Raw genomic sequence first — 15,772 nt, forward strand, 5'->3', positions numbered from 1 at the left:
CGTCAGCCGAGCTTGGCCTCCGGCCGGTCCTTGGGCTCGGCCTCGGCCCGGTGGAGGCGGCTCAGCAGGACGAGGAGATGGCCCGGGAGCGGCCCGTCCGGTGCGGGACCGCCGAAGATCCGCTCGCGTGGTCGGGCAGGCACGGCCGCACCGTTGACGACCACGGGCCCGCGGGGGCCGGAACGCCGGGACTTGGTCACGCTGTACGCACCCTGCTCAATCGTGATTCACGTAAAAAGCCGGCAAAAACGCCGCGCAAGTCGGCCAGTTCCGCAGCTGCCGTACATCATTTGGTTAACGCGCGAACAACCTGCCTCATTCCTGGGCGCCCGCTCGCGCGAATCGGTGTCGCGCCGTCACCAGGTCCGGATGTCGTGCCGCTCGGTCGGGCGCGCCTCCGGCATGCCGTTCATGCCGTTCGCGACCAGCAAGGCCCAGAGCGTGGCGGCGCCCGCGGTCACGGCCGCGAAGGCGACGCTGATGAGGAGAGGCGCGGTCATGGCAGCACGATCGTCTGTCAAAACAGGCGCGCCGCTCCGGGAAGTGCGGCGCGCCCGAGTTGAGGGTCCGGCCTTGGGTAAGCCGAGATTGTTTAAGCACACGCGATGGCTGTGGACACTGGTTTAAGTCGCGCAGAAGATAAGTATTGGCGCTTGTGACCGTCCGGCAACAACGGGCGGGGCCGCCGGTCCGCTCCGCCGCCCTGCCCCGCGGCCCCACCCTTGCCGGGCCCGGATTTTTTCGCGCCAGCCCCTGGGCTGCGGCGCGCCCCGGCGTTACAGCCGGGCACCATGCTCGAAGGCCTGCCGCCCCATCGCCCGTCCCACGTCCTGCGTCTGCTGACCGACGAACGCTCGGCCCGCGCGATGACCGACCTCCTCGGAGAGATGTTCGATCCCACGGAGACCGCGGTGGCGGCCTTCGAGGACGAGGACGGGCGCACGTGGCGGCTTGAGGCCTACTTCGCGGACGCCCCCGACGAGGATTACGTCCGCGAGTTGATCCGCCCAGTCATCGGCGACGCGGCCGACGCGGCGGAGTTCCGCACGATCGACCAGCAGGACTGGGTGCGCGCGTCGCTGGAGGGCCTGAAGCCGGTCCGGGCGGGCCGGTTCCTCGTCCACGGCTCGCACGACCGCGCCTCCGTCCGGGGCAACGATCTGGCCATCGAGATCGAGGCCGCCCTCGCCTTCGGGACCGGGCATCACGGAACGACGCTGGGCTGCCTCCGCGCCCTGGTCTCGGAACTCAAGCGCCGGCGCCCGGTCCACGTCCTCGATGTCGGCACGGGAACCGGGATCCTCGCCTTCGCGGCCGCCAAGGCCCTGCGGCAGCCCGTGGTGGCCGGCGACCTCGACGCGGAGGCCGTGCGCACGGCCCGCGAGAACGCCCGCGCCAACGGGCTCGGCCCCTACCTCAAGCTCTACGAGGGGCCCGGGGTCCGCCACCGCCTCGCCGACCGGCCGCGCCACTTCGATCTCGTCTTCGCCAACATCCTGGCCCGGCCACTCAGGCTCCTGGCGCCGACCCTGGCGCGGGTCGTCGCCACCGAGGGTGTGTTGGTCCTGTCCGGCCTGATCGAGCGCGACGTGCCGGGCGTGCTCTCCGCCTACCGTCTCCAGGGCTTCTCCCTCGTGCGGCGCGGCGTGATCGAGGGGTGGGTCGCCCTGGTCCTGACGCGCGGCGGTGCGGCGCAGCGTCCGCGGCGCTGACCCGCGCGGCATCGCCCCGAACTCCCCGCGCGCCGGCGTGTTGTCCGGCCATGAGCCAGACGTCGCTCCACGATCCGCCCGCGGACCCCATCGCCGAGGGCGCCCGCGCCCGGGCGCAGGGGCGGCCCAAGGATGCCTGCCCCTATCCGGCCGACTCGCCCGCGCGCCGGGCCTGGCTCGAGGGCTACGATGGGGCACCCGCGGACCGGGCGCCGGACCTGCCGATCACGAACGGCTGATCAGCGCGCGGTGCGCAGCCGGTCCGGCGCGCCCGCGGTCTCGGCCGGCGACCCCGGTGCGTCCGCCTGCGACACCGGCGCGCCGAGCGCCGCCATCAGCGTGCGCAGGCCGTCGATCCACTCTTCGAGTTCGGCGAGCGAATCGAAGCCGTCGCGGCGGACGACCGTGTCGGGCTCGATCGTCACGACGGCGTCGAAGCGGCCGTCGGGTCTGTCGCTGATCCGGTAGTAAACGCGGCGTGGCATGTCTGAGTAATAAGCGAGAATCCGCGGCGTGATAAGATTGCTAACGATCTTTAAGCACCGCAACCGACCTCCGACCAACCTCTTTCTCATGACAACAGGGTGTTGCGACGCGGGAGCGGCGGGCGCTAGGCTCGCCGCATGACCGAGACCCGTCCGTCCCGACAGCGTCAACGCTTCCAGAGCTTCGACGACCCGAGCCACCGGAAGGGTGCCGAGCGGATCGAGGCGCTGCGGGCCGCCTTGCGCGAGACCGGGCTCGACGGCTTCGTCGTGCCGCGGGCCGACGAGCACCAGTCGGAATACGTTCCCGCCGACGCCGAGCGGCTGGCCTGGCTCACGGGCTTTACCGGCTCGGCCGGCACGGCCGTGATCCTGATGGAGTCCGCGGCGCTGGTCGTCGACGGGCGCTACACCCTGCAGGCGCCCGAGCAGGTCGATACCGGCCTCGTCACGGTGGTGCCGCTCGCCGAATCGACGCCGGAGGCCTGGGTCGGGGCCAACCTGCGGCGGGATCAGGTGCTCGGCTACGATCCCTGGCTGCACACCCCGGACGGTCTGGCGCGCCTCGAGCGGGCCGTGACCCGCGCCGGCGGGACCGTGCGGGCGGTGCCGAACCTCGTCGACGCGGTCTGGGCCGGTCGGCCGCGGTCGCCGGCCGGTCCGGTGGTGGTCCATCCCGACGCGCTGTGCGGCGAGGGGGCCGCCGACAAGCTCGGCCGAATCCGGGCGGCGCTCGCCGAGGGCGGCTGCGATGCCCTGGTGATCTCCGACCCGCACAACCTGGCCTGGGCCTTCAACCTGCGCGGGTCCGACGTCGCCCACACGCCCCTGGCGCTGGGTTACGCCATCCTGCCGCGCGAGGGACGGGCCCGGCTGTACCTCGTCTCTCCGAACATCGATCCGGCCCTGCGGGCGGAGCTCGCGCCGATCGCCGAGATCCTGCCGCGAGCGGACCTGGACGACGGGCTGGCATCCCTGGCGGGCGTGCGCGTCCGCCTCGACGCCGCGACCGGCGCCGTCGCCCTGAAGGAGAAGATCGAGGCCGCCGGCGGCACGGCCGATGTCGGCAAGGACCCGATAACCGGCATGAAGGCGGTCAAGAACGCCGCCGAGATCGCGGGCGCCCGCGCCGCCCATGTCCGGGACGGGGCGAGCGTCGCGCGCTTCCTCGCCTGGCTCGACGGTGCGGCCGTGGCCGGCGGCCTCACCGAGATCGCCGCCGTCGAGGCCCTAGAAGATTTCCGGGCCGCCGGCGGCGACCTGCGCGAGGTCTCGTTCCCCACGATCTCGGGTTCCGGACCGAACGGCGCGATCGTCCACTACCGGGTGAGCCGCGCCACGGACCGGGCGGTCCAGTCGGGCGAGCTGTTCCTGATCGATTCGGGAGCGCAGTACCCGGACGGCACTACCGACATCACCCGGACGGTCGCGGTCGGCGCGCCGAGCCCGGAGATGCGCGACCGGTTCACGCGGGTGCTGAAGGGGCACGTCGCCATCGCCCGGGCGGTGTTCCCGGTCGGCACGACCGGCGCCCAGATCGACGCCTTCGCGCGGGCACCGCTCTGGCAGGCGGGCCTCGACTTCGACCACGGCACCGGTCACGGCGTCGGCGCCTTCCTGTCGGTGCACGAGGGGCCGCAGCGGATCGCCAAGACCGGCACGGTGGCGCTCGAGCCCGGCATGATCCTGTCGAACGAGCCGGGCTACTACGCCCGCGGCGCCTACGGCATCCGGATCGAGAACCTCGTCCTGGTCGAGGCCCGCGCGATCGCGGGCGGGGAGCGCCCGATGCTCGGCTTCGAGACGCTGACGCTCGCTCCCTACGACCGCCGGCTGATCCGGCCGGACCTGCTCGAACCCGGGGAGCGGGCCTGGATCGACGCCTATCATGCGAGGGTCCGCGAGACCCTGGCGCCCGGGCTCGACACCGCGACGCGCGACTGGCTCGAGCGGGCGACGGCGCCGCTCGAGGAGTGAGCCGGCCGCAGGGGATCCCGAACGCGGTCCGTGGTAAGACCCGACGCCATGGTAAGACCGGACGCCATGGAAACGCCCGCGCCGAGCCCGACACGCCGCGCGTGAAACCGCGACCGCCCCGCGCGCGAAGGGACAGCATGATCCGCCGCCTCGCCCTCCTGATCCTGGCCGTCGCCGCGAGCCTCTCGGCCGCCGCGGCACAGGGGTTCCGCACGCCCGCGGACCTCGTGCGCGCGAGCCTCGTGGCCGAGCCCGCCGCCGTCGCCGGCGCGCAGCCCTTCACGCTGGCGGTGCGGATGCAGGTCAAGCCCGGCTGGCACGTCTACTGGCGCAACCCGGGCGATTCCGGCTTGCCCCCGGAGGTGACCTGGACTCTGCCGGCCGGCTTCAACGCGAGCGCGATCCGCTGGCCGGCGCCGGAGCGCATCCCGATCGCGACTCTCATGAACTACGGCTACGAGGGTGAGGTCACGCTCCTCGTCCCGGTGACGCCGCCGCCGAGCCTCGACCCGGCCGACCCGGTGCGGATCCAGGCCAAGCTGACTTACCTCGTCTGCGAGACCGAGTGCGTGCCCGGCTCGGCCGATCTCGCCCTGACCCTGCCGGTCGGCAAGGCCGAGCCGGACCCGGCCAACGCCGCGCTGTTCGCGCGCGCCCGCGCCGCGCTCCCCGTGCCGGCGCTCTGGCCCCTGAGCCTGTCGAGCCAGGGCGACACCCTGCGCCTCGATTTCGTCGCGGCCGGCCTCAAGCCCGAGGCGGTCCGGAACGCCGCGTACTTCCCCTACGCCGAGACGGCGATCGACAACGCCGCCGCGCAGGTGATGAGCGTCGACGGGACCGGCCTGCACCTGACCCTCGCCCGGAGCAGCCCGACCGACCCGGTGCCCGCCGCGCTGCCCGGCGTCCTGACGGTCGAGGCGGTCGACGCCGCCGGGACCCGCCGGCTCGCCTTCGCGTACGGCGACGAGCCGGTCCTCCCGGCCGCCGCGGCGCCGGCCGCGACCGCGCCGCCCGCGACCGCGCCGGCCGCCGCCGACTTCGACGCGCTGACGCTGGCGACCGCCGCGGCCTTCGCCTTCCTCGGCGGCCTGATCCTCAATCTGATGCCCTGCGTCTTCCCGGTCCTGTCGATCAAGGTGCTCGGCCTCGTGCGGCACGCGGGCGAGGGGCCGGCTCGGCTGCGGCTCCACGGCCTCGCCTACACGGCCGGCGTCCTGGCGAGCTTCCTGGCGCTCGCCGCCGCGCTGATCGGCCTGAAGAGCGGCGGGGCCGCGATCGGCTGGGGGTTCCAGCTCCAGTCGCCCGCCATCGTGGCGGGGCTCGCCTACCTGCTGTTCGCGATGGGCCTGAGCCTCTCGGGCGCGGTCCATGTCGGAGGCCGGCTCGCCGGCCTCGGCGACGGCCTCACCCGGCGCGGCGGCCTGAGCGGCTCGTTCTTCACCGGCGTGCTCGCGACCCTGGTGGCGACGCCCTGCACGGCGCCGTTCATGGGCTCGGCGGTGGGCTTCGCGCTGACCCAGAGCGCCGGCGTGGCGCTCGCCGTCTTCGCGAGCCTCGGCCTCGGCCTCGCCCTGCCCTTCCTGCTCCTGACCCTCTGGCCGCCGGCCCTGCGGGCGCTGCCGCGGCCGGGCGCCTGGATGGAGACCCTCAAGCAGGTGCTGGCCTTCCCGGTCTACGCCACCGTGGCGTGGCTGATCTGGGTGCTGGCGCAGCAGGTCGACCCGCGCGGGCTGCTGGCGGCGCTGATCGGCCTCGTCCTCGTGGGCTTCGCCGCCTGGGCCTGGGAGCACGGCCGCGCCGCCCCGCCGCGGGCCGGCCGGGTCGCGCAGGCCGCCGCCGCGCTGGCGCTGATCGCCGTTGGGGCCCTCGCCGTCACCCTGCCCCGGGACCGCGCCGCGCCGGCCGCGCAGGCCGCCGCCGACGGGATCGAGCCGTTCACGCAGGCGCGCCTCGACGCCCTGGTCGACGCGCACCGCCCCGTCTTCGTGGACATGACCGCCGCGTGGTGCATCACCTGCGCGGTCAACGAGGCGACCTCGCTCAACACCAAGGCCGTGCGGGCCGCGATGGCCGAGCGCGGCGTGACCTACATGAAGGGCGACTGGACCAACCAGAACCCCGAGATTACCCGCCTCCTGGAGAAGCACGGGCGCAGCGGCGTCCCGCTCTACCTGCTCTATACCGGGACGGGAGAGCCCCAGGTGCTGCCGCAGATCCTCACCGAGGGGACGGTCCTGGCGGCGCTGGAGGCGGTGCCGGCCGCCTCGGGCCGGAGCGCGGCGCTGGCGCGCTGAATCCCTGGAGACCGGGACGCGCGGATCTTCGCGGGCCCGTCCCACCGTCTTTGCGAGCGGAGCGAAGCAACCCAGCAGCGCCGCGCGCATCGGCGTCCCGCCGCCCTGGGTCGCTTCGCTGCGCTCGCGATGACGGTGCGCCGGAGCGAAGTCCTATCCGGACGGCCAGTGAGGCCGCCTCAGGCCTCCAGCGAGAAGGTCTCGTCGAAGGCGTAGCCCGAGCCCCGGACCGTACGGATCGGGTCGGTCTGGCGCGGGCCGTTCAGCGCCTTGCGCAGCCGCCCGACATGGACGTCGACGGTACGCTCGTCGATGTAGACGTCGTGGCCCCACACCCCGTCGAGGAGCTGCTCGCGGGAGAAGACCCGGCCCGGCGCCAGCATCAGGAATTCCAGGAGCCGGAACTCCGTGGGGCCCAGATGCAGCTCCTCGCCGCCGCGGCGGACGCGGTGGCCGGTGCGGTCGAGTTCCAGGTCGCCGGCCGCTAGCCGGTCCGAGACGTGGGCGGGCTTGGCCCGGCGCAGGAGCGCGCGGATCCGGGCGAGCAGCTCCGGGACCGAGAACGGCTTGACGATGTAGTCGTCGGCGCCCGTGCCGAGACCGCGGACGCGGTCGCCCTCCTCGCCCCGGGCGGTGAGCATAATCACCGGCAGGCGCTCGGTCTCCCGGCGCGCCCGGATCCGGCGGCACAGCTCGATCCCCGAGAGGCCGGGCAGCATCCAGTCGAGCAGGACGAGGTCCGGGATCCGCTCCGCCAGGAGCAGCTCGGCGTCGTCGCCGCGCGCCGCCGAATCCACCAGGAAGCCCTCGGCCTCCAGGTTGTAGCGGAGCAGCGTGCTCAGGGCCTCCTCGTCCTCGACGATCAGGACTTGCATGCTCACGTTCGAAGACTCGTTCTGCGGGCGGTCCCCGGATGGTGCAGGAGGCGCCGCCCCGCCTCAACCCGCACGGAGAGTGACCCCGGCCGCGCCCACAGGAAGGCGCCGGGGTCGGCGCCTCACGGCGCCTGCACGCCGTCCACGGTCGCGTAGTTCGACGCGTCGTTCTTCGGCCGGTCACCCGCCAGCGTCTCGCCCGTGGCGAGGTAGTGGATCGTCTCGGCGATGTTGGTGGTGTGGTCGCCGATGCGCTCGACGTTCTTCGCGCAGAACAGGAGATGCGTGCAGAACGAGATGTTGCGCGGATCCTCCATCATGTAGGTCAGGAGCTCGCGGAACAGGGAATTGTACAGGGCGTCGATCTCGCCGTCGCGCTCCCAGACGTCGTGGGCCGCCTGGACGTCGCGGCTCCCGTAGGCGTCGAGCACGTCCTTGAGCTGACCCTCGGCGAGGTCGCTCATGTGGCGCACGCCGAGCACGATCTTCTGGGCCGGCGCCTGGTCGGAGATCGCCACCACGCGCTTGGCGACGTTCTTGGCGAGGTCGCCGATCCGCTCCAGATCGCCGGAGACGCGGATCGCCGAGATGGTCTCGCGCAGGTCGATCGCCAGGGGCTGGCGCCGGGCGATCAGCAGCACGGCGCGCTCCTCGATGTCCCGCTGCAGCGCGTCGAGGCGCTTGTCGGCGAGGATCACCGCCTGGGCGAGCGTGTCGTCCCGGCGCACGAGGGCGTCGGTCGCCTCCGCGGTCATCTTCTCGGCGACGCCGCCCATCTCCGAGATCGAGCGACGCAGGTTCTCCAGGTCGGTGTCGTAGGAGGTGACGATATGGCCGGGCATGGCGGATCCTTCGATGGGGTCCCGGGGACGGCCCTCCGGGAGGCTTGCGGGACCCGCCGGCGCGCCGGAGACGCGAGCGGCGGTCCCGGGACCGGAGCGGCCCGGCAGACTAGCCGAAGCGGCCGGTGATGTAGTCCTGCGTGCGGCGTTCCGTCGGGTTCATGAACATCCGGTTGGTCGGACCGAACTCGACGAGCTGCCCCAGATACATGAAGGCGGTGAACTGCGAGATGCGCGCCGCCTGCTGCATGTTGTGGGTGACGATCACGATGGTGAACTCGTCGCGCAGCTGCTCGATCAGCTCCTCGATGCGGCCGGTGGAGATCGGGTCGAGCGCCGAGGTCGGCTCGTCGAACAGGATCACCTCCGGCTTCTGCGCCACCGTCCGGGCGATGCACAGGCGCTGCTGCTGGCCGCCCGACAGGCCGGTCCCGGGCTGCCGGAGCTTGTCCTTCACCTCGTCCCAGAGGGCGGCCTTGCGCAGGGATTCCTCGATCCGGCCGTCGAGCTCGGATTTCGGCAGCTTCTCGTAGAGGCGCAGGCCGAAGGCCACGTTGTCGTAGATCGACATCGGGAACGGCGTCGGCTTCTGGAACACCATGCCGATGCGCGAGCGCAGCTCGTTCAGGTCGACGGAGGGGCTGAGGATGTTCTCGCCGTCGAGCAGGATCTCGCCCTCCGCGCGCTGCTCCGGGTAGAGGCTGTAGATCCGGTTGAAGCAGCGCAGCAGGGTGGACTTGCCGCAGCCGGAGGGGCCGATCAGCGCCGTCACCTGCCGGTCGTGGAAGTTGAGGTTGACGTCCTTCAGCCCGTGGAAGCTGCCGTAGTAGAAGTTCAGGTCCTTGACGGCGATCCGCACGGGGCCGCCCTCTTCGGCGCGGTTGCGGTTCAGCTCGACCGTGGGGATCGCGGAGGCGGCGTTCATCGTCGTGTCCTCGAAAGGGGGCTCAGCGCGAGGCCTGCGGCTTGATCACGAGGCGCGCGATGATCGACAGCGCCAGGATGGTGGTGGTGATCAGGAGCGCGCCCGCCCAGGCCAGGCCCTGCCAGTTCGGGTAGGGCGAGAGGGCGAACTGGTAGATCATCACCGGCAGGTTCGCGACGCCGCCCATCAGGTTGGCCGAGAACCAGGAATTGTTGTTGAGCGCGGTGAACAGCAGCGGCGCGGTCTCGCCGGCGATGCGGGCGAGAGCCAGGATGATGCCGGTGACGATTCCGGCCGAGGCCGCCCGCCAGGTCACGCTCATGATCACCGTCGAGGGCGGCGCGCCGAGCGCCGCGCCGGCCTCCCGCAGGGTGCCGGGCACGAGGCGCAGCATGTCCTCGGTGGTGCGCACGATCACCGGCACGGCGATGATCGCCAGCGCCACGCCGCCGGCCCAGCCCGAGTAGGTGCCCATCGGCCGCACCATCAGCGTGTAGACGAACAGGCCGATCAGGATCGACGGCGCCGAGAGCAGGACGTCGTTGAGGAAGCGGATCAGGGCGGCCAGCTTCGAGCCGCGCCCGTACTCGGCCAGGAAGGTCCCGGCCATGACGCCGACCGGCGTCGCGATCAGGATGCCGATCCCGGTCAGAACGAGGCTGCCCAGGATGGCGTTGGCGATGCCGCCGCCCTCCGAGCCCGGGCCCGGGGTCGGGTTGGTGAACAGGGTCGGCGTGAAGCCGCGCACGCCCTGGACGATCAGCATCACCAGGATCGAGCCGAGGACCAGGGCACCCACCACGGTGGCGCCGGTGCAGGCGACGCGCAGGGTCCGGTCGGCGACGCGGCGCCCCTGGCGGACCCGGCCGGGGCGGCGCTGGGCGGTGGCGGCGATCGTGCTGGAGGAAACCATCGCGCGTGCTCCTCAGGCGGCCTGGACGCGGCGCGTCAGCAGCCGGGCGATGATGAGCACCACGAAGGTGATCACGAACAGGATGCAGCCCAGAGCCATCAGCGCGTTCAGCTGGAGGCCGTCCGCCTCGTTGAACTCGTTGGCGATGCGCGACGCGATGGTCGAGCTGGGGTCGAAGATCGAGGCCGAGAGCCGGTTGGCGTTGCCGACCACGAAGGTCACCGCCATCGTCTCGCCGAGCGCCCGGCCGAGGCCGAGCATGATCGCGCCGATGATCGAGACGGCCGCCTGCGGCACCAGCACGTGGCGCACGACCTCCCAGGTGGTGCAGCCGATCCCGTAGGCGCTCTCGCGCAGCACGGTCGGGATCTGGTCGAGCATGTCGCGGGCGATCGAGGCGATGAACGGCACGATCATGATCGCCAGGATGATCCCGGCGGTGAAGACGCCGACGCCCGACGGCACCCGGGCGTAGAACAGCGTGCCGACGATCGGCATGCCCTCCACGAGGTTCGAGACCGGGATCTGGACGTAGCGCGCCAGGAGCGGCGCGAACACGAACAGGCCCCACATGCCGTAGATGATGCTCGGCACGGCCGCGAGCAGCTCGATCGTCATGGCGACCGGCTTGCGGGCCCAGCCCGGACAGAGCTGGGTGAGGTAGACCGCGATGCCCAGCGAGACGGGTACGCCGATCAGCAGGGCCAGGAAGGCGGAGGCGACAGTCCCGATCACCGCGACCAGGGCGCCGTACTGCTCGGTCCCGACGTTCCAGGCGCTGGAGGTCAGGAAGCCGAAGCCGAACTCGCGGAAGGCGGGCCAGCCGCCGTACAGGATCGAGCCGAGGATGCCGGCGAGCACGAGCAGCACCAGCAGGGCCGCGCCGTACGAGCAGGTCCGGAACAGCGTGTCGAGGCTCCGGCTCGGCGCCTTCCGCGCGGTCGCGGAACGGGTTCGGCCGAGGGCGATCGATTCGGTCAAAGCGGGCATCCGCGGTTCTCTGCGAAGGGGGGCGTGGTAGCGCGGTGCGTTCCCGGAAGCGAGGGAGGAGGTTCTCACCCCCTCCCCGCCACGCTCACATGTTGAGGACAGGCTTGCCGTCCTTGCCCTTCACGTCCTTCCACTCCTGGTGGATCAGTTCGACGACGTTGTCCGGCAGCGGGACGTAGTCGAGGTCGGTGGCGAGCGTGTCGCCGTTCTTGTAGGCCCAGTCGAAGAACTTGAGCACGGCGGCGGACTTGGCCGGATCGGCGGCGTCCTTGTGGACCAAGATGAAGGTCGCCGCCGTGATCGGCCACGCCGCCTCGCCCGGCTGATTGGTCAGCGAGATGCCGAAGCCCGGGGTCGCCTTCCAGTCGGCGCTCGCCGCCGCGGCCTGGAACGCCTTGTCGTCGGGCTGCGGGTACTGGCCGGCCTTGTTCTGCAGCAGGGCGTAGGAGAGCTTGTTCTGCTTGGCGTAGGCCGACTCGACGTAGCCGATGGCGTTCGGAACCTGCTTGACGGTGGCGGTCACGCCCTCGTTGCCCTTGCCGCCCTGACCGACCGGCCAGGAGATCGTCGTGGCCGCGCCGTACTCCTTCTTCCAGGGCTCGGAGACCTGGGACAGGTAGGTGGTGAAGATGTTGGTCGTGCCCGACGCGTCGGAGCGGTAGACCGGGGTGATGTTGGCGTCGGGCAGCTTCAGCCCGTCATTGAGCTTGGCGATGCGCGGATCGCTCCACTTCGCGATCTTGCCGGCGTAGATGTCGGCCAGCACGTCGCCGGTGAGCTTCAGCTTGCCGGGCTCGATCCCGGGGATGTTCACCACCGGCACGACGCCGCCCATCACGGTCGGGAACTGGACGAGGCCGTCCTTGGCCAGCTGCTCGGGCTTCAGGGGCGCGTCGGTGGCGCCGAAATCGACCGTCTTGGCCTGGATCTGCTTGATGCCGCCGCCGGAGCCGATCGACTGGTAGTTGAGGCCCGAGCCGGTCTCCTTGCGATAGGCCTCGGCCCACTTCGAGTAGACCGGGAACGGGAAGGTAGCGCCGGCGCCGGTGATATCGGCGGCGAGCGCCGCGGACGCCAGCTGAACCGTCGCGAGGCCGACGGCGAGCGCGTAAGCGAAGGGTCTCAAAGGAATCTCCGTTGCCGTCGGGCTAGAGCCTGCGCTGCCCCGCCGGCGGGCCCGTGCCCGCGGCAGAGCCCTGCGGCCGATCTTCCGAAGAGACCCAGCGCCGGCCGCCCGATGGCCGGGCGGTTACGACAAGTAGATGACACCGGGATGACACGGGGGATGACGGGGGGACGACACGGGGGACGACACCGCGCGTCGGCCGGGCGCGGCACGGTTCCGGCCTCTCGCGCGTTCCTCTCAGCCAGGAGCGGCAGCCGGCAGCAGAAGGACGCGCGGATCGTGGGCGGCGACGAGGTGGATGCGGCGACGGAATCCGATCCGGCCTGGCTGGCCCTGCACGCCGAGCGGGAGGCCGTGGAGCGGGCGCTCGCGCTGGCGCAGGCCCGGCAGAAATTCAGCCCCGACCCGGACGCGGCCTCCGCGGCGCGCGTCGAGGAGGCGGAGCTGCTGGTGAGCCTCGACCGCGTGCTGACGCTGATTCGTGCGGCCGAGTACCGTCGCCGGCCGGGGGCGCGCCGCTGGTGAGGCCGCCGCCCCGGGTCAGACCGCCCGGCGCAGCTCCCGCTCCTTCTGGCGCAGGCGCAGGAGCAGCTCGACATGCGTGTCGGTGATCGGCTGCGTGTCGACGCTGCCCTCGTAGACCGTGCGGAGCGTGAGGCCGAGCTGGCGGGTGTCGACCGCCCGCTTCAGGGGCTGTCCCGCGGGCAGAGACCCATCGGAGTCGACGACTGACGGCTTCATGGCTCCTCCCGCCCTTCGACCGCCCAACCCTGCCGCGGTACCGGGATGACAGCATTCTCACGATGAATAGTTAACGAATTATTACCTTCAACCAACGGTTAAGGTTGACGCCGGTTCACGCGTCGGCGCCCTGGAGGAGTCGCGCGGCCGCCGCCCGGGCCTCGTCGGTGACGGTGGCGCCCGCCAGCATCCGGGCGATCTCCTCGCGGCGCTCGGCGACCGGCAGGCTCGCGACCCGCGTGGCGACGCGGCCGGCCCCTTTCACGGGGGCCTTGGCGATCAGGAAATGCGTCTCCGCCCGCGCGGCGACCTGGGGCGCGTGGGTGACCGCGACCACCTGCACGGTCGCCGCCAGCCGGGCGAGCCGCATCCCGATGGCATCCGCCACCGCGCCGCCCACGCCGGTATCGATCTCGTCGAAGATGAGCGTCGGGGCCGAGCCCTTGTCGGCCAGCACGACCTTCAGCGCCAGCATGAAGCGCGACAGCTCGCCGCCCGAGGCGACCTTCATCATCGGGCCGGGCTTGGTCCCGGGATTGGTCTGGGCCCAGAACTCGACCCGGTCGGTGCCGGCCGGGTCGCGGGAATCCGGGTCCGTGGCGATCTCGGTGATGAAGCGGGCGCGCTCCAGCTTGAGCGGCGGCAGCTCGGCCTTCACGGCCGCGTCGAGCTGCTTGGCCGCCCGGCGCCGCCCGGCGCTGAGCTTCTCGGCCGCCTCGGCGTAGGCGGCCTCCGCCGTCGCGAGCGCCTGCTCCAGACCGGCCAGCGCCGCCTCGCCGGCATCGATCGCCGCCACGTCGCCGGCGTAGCGTTCCGCCAGGGCGGCGAGGTCGTCGGCCGGGACATCGTACTTGCGCGAGGCGGCGCGCAGGGCGAAGAGCCGCTCCTCGACGCGCTCCAGGTCGCGGGGATCGAACTCCGTCTCGGCCACCGCCGCCTCGAGGACCGCGCGGGCTTCGTCGAGGGCGACCATCGCGGCGTCGAGGACGTTCACGCACGGGTCCACCAGGGCCGGCAGCTGCGCGGCGCGCCGCTCCAGCTTGCGCAGGGCGGCCGAGAGGTGCGGCACGCCGGAATGGGGGCCGCCGACGGCCTCGAGCGCCTCGTTGAGCTCGCGCGCGACCTTCTCGGATTGCTGCATGATCGTGCGGCGCTCGGCGAGCTGGGCCTCCTCACCGGCGAGCGGCGCCAGTGCGGCGAGCTCCTCCACGGCGTGGCGCAGGAAGTCGGATTCCTTTCGGGCCGCCTCAACGCGGGCGCGGTGCTCGGCGAGTTCGGTGCGGGCATGCCGCACGGTTCGCGACGCGGCGGCGACCTTCGCGAGCTGGGTCTGGAGGCCGCCGAAGGCATCGAGGATCGCCCGGTGCGAGGCGGGGTCGGCCAGCGCCCGGTCATCGTGCTGACCGTGGATCTCCACGAGAGCCGCGCCGATCGCCCGCAGGACCTGAACGCCCACCGGCTGGTCGTTGACGAAGGCGCGGGTCCGGCCGTCCGCCATCTGGGTCCGGCGCAGGATCAGGTCGCCCTCGGTGTCGATCTCGGCCTCGGCCGCGATCCGGCGCGCCGGATGGTCGAGGGGCAGGTCGAACACGGCCGTGACCGCGCCCTGCGCCTCGCCGTGGCGGACGAGGCGGCCGTCGCCGCGGCCGCCGAGCGCCAGGGCGAAGGCGTCGAGCAGGATCGATTTGCCCGCGCCCGTCTCCCCGGTCAGGACGCTGAGTCCCGATCGGAAATTCAGTTCGAGCCTGTCGATCAGGACGATGTCGCGGATCGCGAGCTGCGCCAGCATGCGGCGACGGGGATTCCTCAGGATGGGACCGCAGACATAAGGCCGCCGCGGCGCGGATTCACCCCAAAAATGCGTCGCACCGCGCGGTCGGTGCAACGCGCCGGGCGCCGCAATGGGCAAGGCCCGGAGCGGCGGCTCCGGGCCTCGAGGTTTCGTGGGCAGTCCCCGCGCGGGCGCGGCGGCTTACTGGGCCGAGGCGGTCTTGCCCGTGACGGTCCGGTAGATCTTCGAGAGGAACGAGCTCTTCTCCTCGCGGGGCTCGAGACCGCCCTGCGCCAGCAGCGCGTGGGCGTCCTTGTACCAGGGGCTCTCCGGGAAGTTGTGGCCGAGCACCGCGGCGGCGTTCTGCGCCTCCTGGGTGATGCCGAGCGCCCAGTAGGCCTCGGTCAGGCGCTCGAGCGCCTCCTCGGCGTGCCGGGTGGTCTGATACTTGGCGACCACGTCGCGGAAGCGGTTGATCGCCGCCGGGAAATTGCGCTTCTCGAGGTAGAAGCGGCCGATCTCCATCTCCTTGCCGGCGAGCTGATCGCGGGTGATCTGGATCTTCGCCTTCGCGTCCGCGGCGTATTCGGAGGTCGGGTACTTCTGCACCAGCTCCTGCAGCGCGACGAGGGCCTTCTCGGAGCGCTCCTGATCGCGGGTGACGTCCGGGATCTGCTTATAGTTCGACATCGCCATCAGGTACTGCGCGTAGGCCGCATCCTTGCTGGCCGGATGGCGCTGCAGGTAGCGCTTCGAGGCGCTGATCGCGTCGTCGTACTTCTGGCCCTCGTAATTGGCGTATGCCGTCATCAGCAGCGCCTTCCGGGACCAATCGGAGTACTGGTACTGCTTGTCCAGGCTGTCGAACTTCTTGACCGCGCCCTCGTAGTCGCTGTCCTCGAGCTTGGCGAGGCCGTCGCTGTACAGCTTGTCGGCCGGAACGTCCGGCACGACCTCGGGCTTGTACTTCTCGGCGAAGATGCTCGTCGGGTCGAAGTCGCAGCCGCCGAGGCCCAGGCCGAGGACGGCCACGAGGGGCGCCGCGAAGGCCGCTGCCCGGCGATAACGAATGGTGACAGGCATCTGGCGCTCTTTCCCGGAACCGGCGCCGTTGCGCGCCG

Annotated in this window: 17 protein-coding genes; 5 read left to right on the forward strand and 12 right to left on the reverse strand. The window is 71.9% G+C overall.

Annotation, left to right across the window (positions count from 1 at the left end):
• Positions 1–2: 2 nt before the first annotated feature.
• On the reverse strand, positions 3–143 hold the full coding sequence (locus C4T42_RS18755) for a hypothetical protein (RefSeq protein WP_234082796.1): 141 nt from the start codon (positions 141–143) through the stop codon (positions 3–5).
• Between the two features lie 213 nt (positions 144–356).
• Positions 357–500 carry a hypothetical protein gene (locus tag C4T42_RS31995; RefSeq protein ID WP_020094149.1) on the reverse strand — a complete coding sequence of 48 codons (144 nt, stop codon included), beginning with the start codon at positions 498–500 and terminating at the stop codon, positions 357–359.
• A 291-nt stretch (positions 501–791) separates the two neighbouring features.
• On the opposite strand from C4T42_RS31995, the gene C4T42_RS18760 reads away from it, so the two are divergent.
• Together C4T42_RS18760 and C4T42_RS18765 are read left to right on the forward strand one after the other, a co-directional pair.
• Positions 792–1,712: a 50S ribosomal protein L11 methyltransferase gene (locus C4T42_RS18760; RefSeq protein ID WP_020094148.1), complete on the forward strand. Its 921-nt coding sequence runs from the start codon at positions 792–794 to the stop codon at positions 1,710–1,712.
• Positions 1,713–1,762: 50 nt separating this feature from the next.
• The gene (locus tag C4T42_RS18765; RefSeq protein WP_020094147.1) at positions 1,763–1,951 is read left to right on the forward strand and encodes an Rmf/CrpP family protein; all 189 of its coding nucleotides are present in this window, start codon (positions 1,763–1,765) and stop codon (positions 1,949–1,951) included.
• Here C4T42_RS18765 and C4T42_RS18770 read toward each other — a convergent pair whose 3' ends face one another.
• Positions 1,952–2,197 (reverse strand): hypothetical protein, encoded by a 246-nt coding sequence (locus C4T42_RS18770; RefSeq protein WP_020094146.1) that lies wholly within the window; start codon positions 2,195–2,197, stop codon positions 1,952–1,954.
• Between the two features lie 138 nt (positions 2,198–2,335).
• On the opposite strand from C4T42_RS18770, the gene C4T42_RS18775 reads away from it, so the two are divergent.
• Positions 2,336–4,174 carry an aminopeptidase P family protein gene (locus C4T42_RS18775; RefSeq protein WP_020094145.1) on the forward strand — a complete coding sequence of 613 codons (1,839 nt, stop codon included), beginning with the start codon at positions 2,336–2,338 and terminating at the stop codon, positions 4,172–4,174.
• 137 nt (positions 4,175–4,311) lie between these two features.
• A complete protein-coding gene (locus C4T42_RS18780; protein ID WP_020094144.1) occupies positions 4,312–6,468 on the forward strand; it encodes a protein-disulfide reductase DsbD domain-containing protein in 2,157 nt (718 codons plus the stop codon).
• A gap of 179 nt (positions 6,469–6,647) precedes the next feature.
• On the opposite strand, the gene phoB is transcribed toward C4T42_RS18780, so the two are convergent.
• The 6 genes from phoB to pstS form a co-directional block, all read right to left on the reverse strand.
• Complete coding sequence (phoB, locus tag C4T42_RS18785) at positions 6,648–7,343, reverse strand: phosphate regulon transcriptional regulator PhoB (protein ID WP_042671704.1); 696 nt, start codon at positions 7,341–7,343, stop codon at positions 6,648–6,650.
• A gap of 122 nt (positions 7,344–7,465) precedes the next feature.
• On the reverse strand, positions 7,466–8,185 hold the full coding sequence (gene phoU, locus C4T42_RS18790; RefSeq protein ID WP_020094142.1) for a phosphate signaling complex protein PhoU: 720 nt from the start codon (positions 8,183–8,185) through the stop codon (positions 7,466–7,468).
• A gap of 109 nt (positions 8,186–8,294) precedes the next feature.
• Positions 8,295–9,110, reverse strand: coding sequence for a phosphate ABC transporter ATP-binding protein PstB (gene pstB, locus C4T42_RS18795; RefSeq protein WP_020094141.1), 816 nt, complete (start codon positions 9,108–9,110; stop codon positions 8,295–8,297).
• Positions 9,111–9,132: 22 nt separating this feature from the next.
• The gene (pstA, locus tag C4T42_RS18800) at positions 9,133–10,023 is read right to left on the reverse strand and encodes a phosphate ABC transporter permease PstA (protein ID WP_020094140.1); all 891 of its coding nucleotides are present in this window, start codon (positions 10,021–10,023) and stop codon (positions 9,133–9,135) included.
• A gap of 12 nt (positions 10,024–10,035) precedes the next feature.
• Positions 10,036–11,013 (reverse strand): phosphate ABC transporter permease subunit PstC, encoded by a 978-nt coding sequence (pstC, locus tag C4T42_RS18805; protein WP_026605081.1) that lies wholly within the window; start codon positions 11,011–11,013, stop codon positions 10,036–10,038.
• 85 nt (positions 11,014–11,098) lie between these two features.
• Entirely contained in the window at positions 11,099–12,139 is a 1,041-nt protein-coding gene (pstS, locus tag C4T42_RS18810; RefSeq protein ID WP_020094138.1) for a phosphate ABC transporter substrate-binding protein PstS, read from the reverse strand.
• A 279-nt stretch (positions 12,140–12,418) separates the two neighbouring features.
• On the opposite strand from pstS, the gene C4T42_RS18815 reads away from it, so the two are divergent.
• Positions 12,419–12,664, forward strand: coding sequence for a hypothetical protein (locus tag C4T42_RS18815; protein WP_020094137.1), 246 nt, complete (start codon positions 12,419–12,421; stop codon positions 12,662–12,664).
• Positions 12,665–12,679: 15 nt separating this feature from the next.
• Here the strand turns inward: C4T42_RS18815 and C4T42_RS18820 are convergent, their stop codons facing one another.
• The 3 genes from C4T42_RS18820 to C4T42_RS18830 all read right to left on the reverse strand — a co-directional run bounded on the left by C4T42_RS18820 (position 12,680) and on the right by C4T42_RS18830 (position 15,734).
• A complete protein-coding gene (locus C4T42_RS18820) occupies positions 12,680–12,880 on the reverse strand; it encodes a hypothetical protein (protein WP_020094136.1) in 201 nt (66 codons plus the stop codon).
• A gap of 115 nt (positions 12,881–12,995) precedes the next feature.
• Positions 12,996–14,669: a DNA repair protein RecN gene (gene recN, locus C4T42_RS18825; RefSeq protein ID WP_020094135.1), complete on the reverse strand. Its 1,674-nt coding sequence runs from the start codon at positions 14,667–14,669 to the stop codon at positions 12,996–12,998.
• Positions 14,670–14,852: 183 nt separating this feature from the next.
• The gene (locus tag C4T42_RS18830) at positions 14,853–15,734 is read right to left on the reverse strand and encodes an outer membrane protein assembly factor BamD (RefSeq protein ID WP_103985620.1); all 882 of its coding nucleotides are present in this window, start codon (positions 15,732–15,734) and stop codon (positions 14,853–14,855) included.
• Positions 15,735–15,772 lie beyond the last annotated feature (38 nt).

It is taken from the genome of Methylobacterium sp. 190mf (genome assembly GCF_900107945.1).
Classification (GTDB): Bacteria; Pseudomonadota; Alphaproteobacteria; order Rhizobiales; family Beijerinckiaceae; genus Methylobacterium.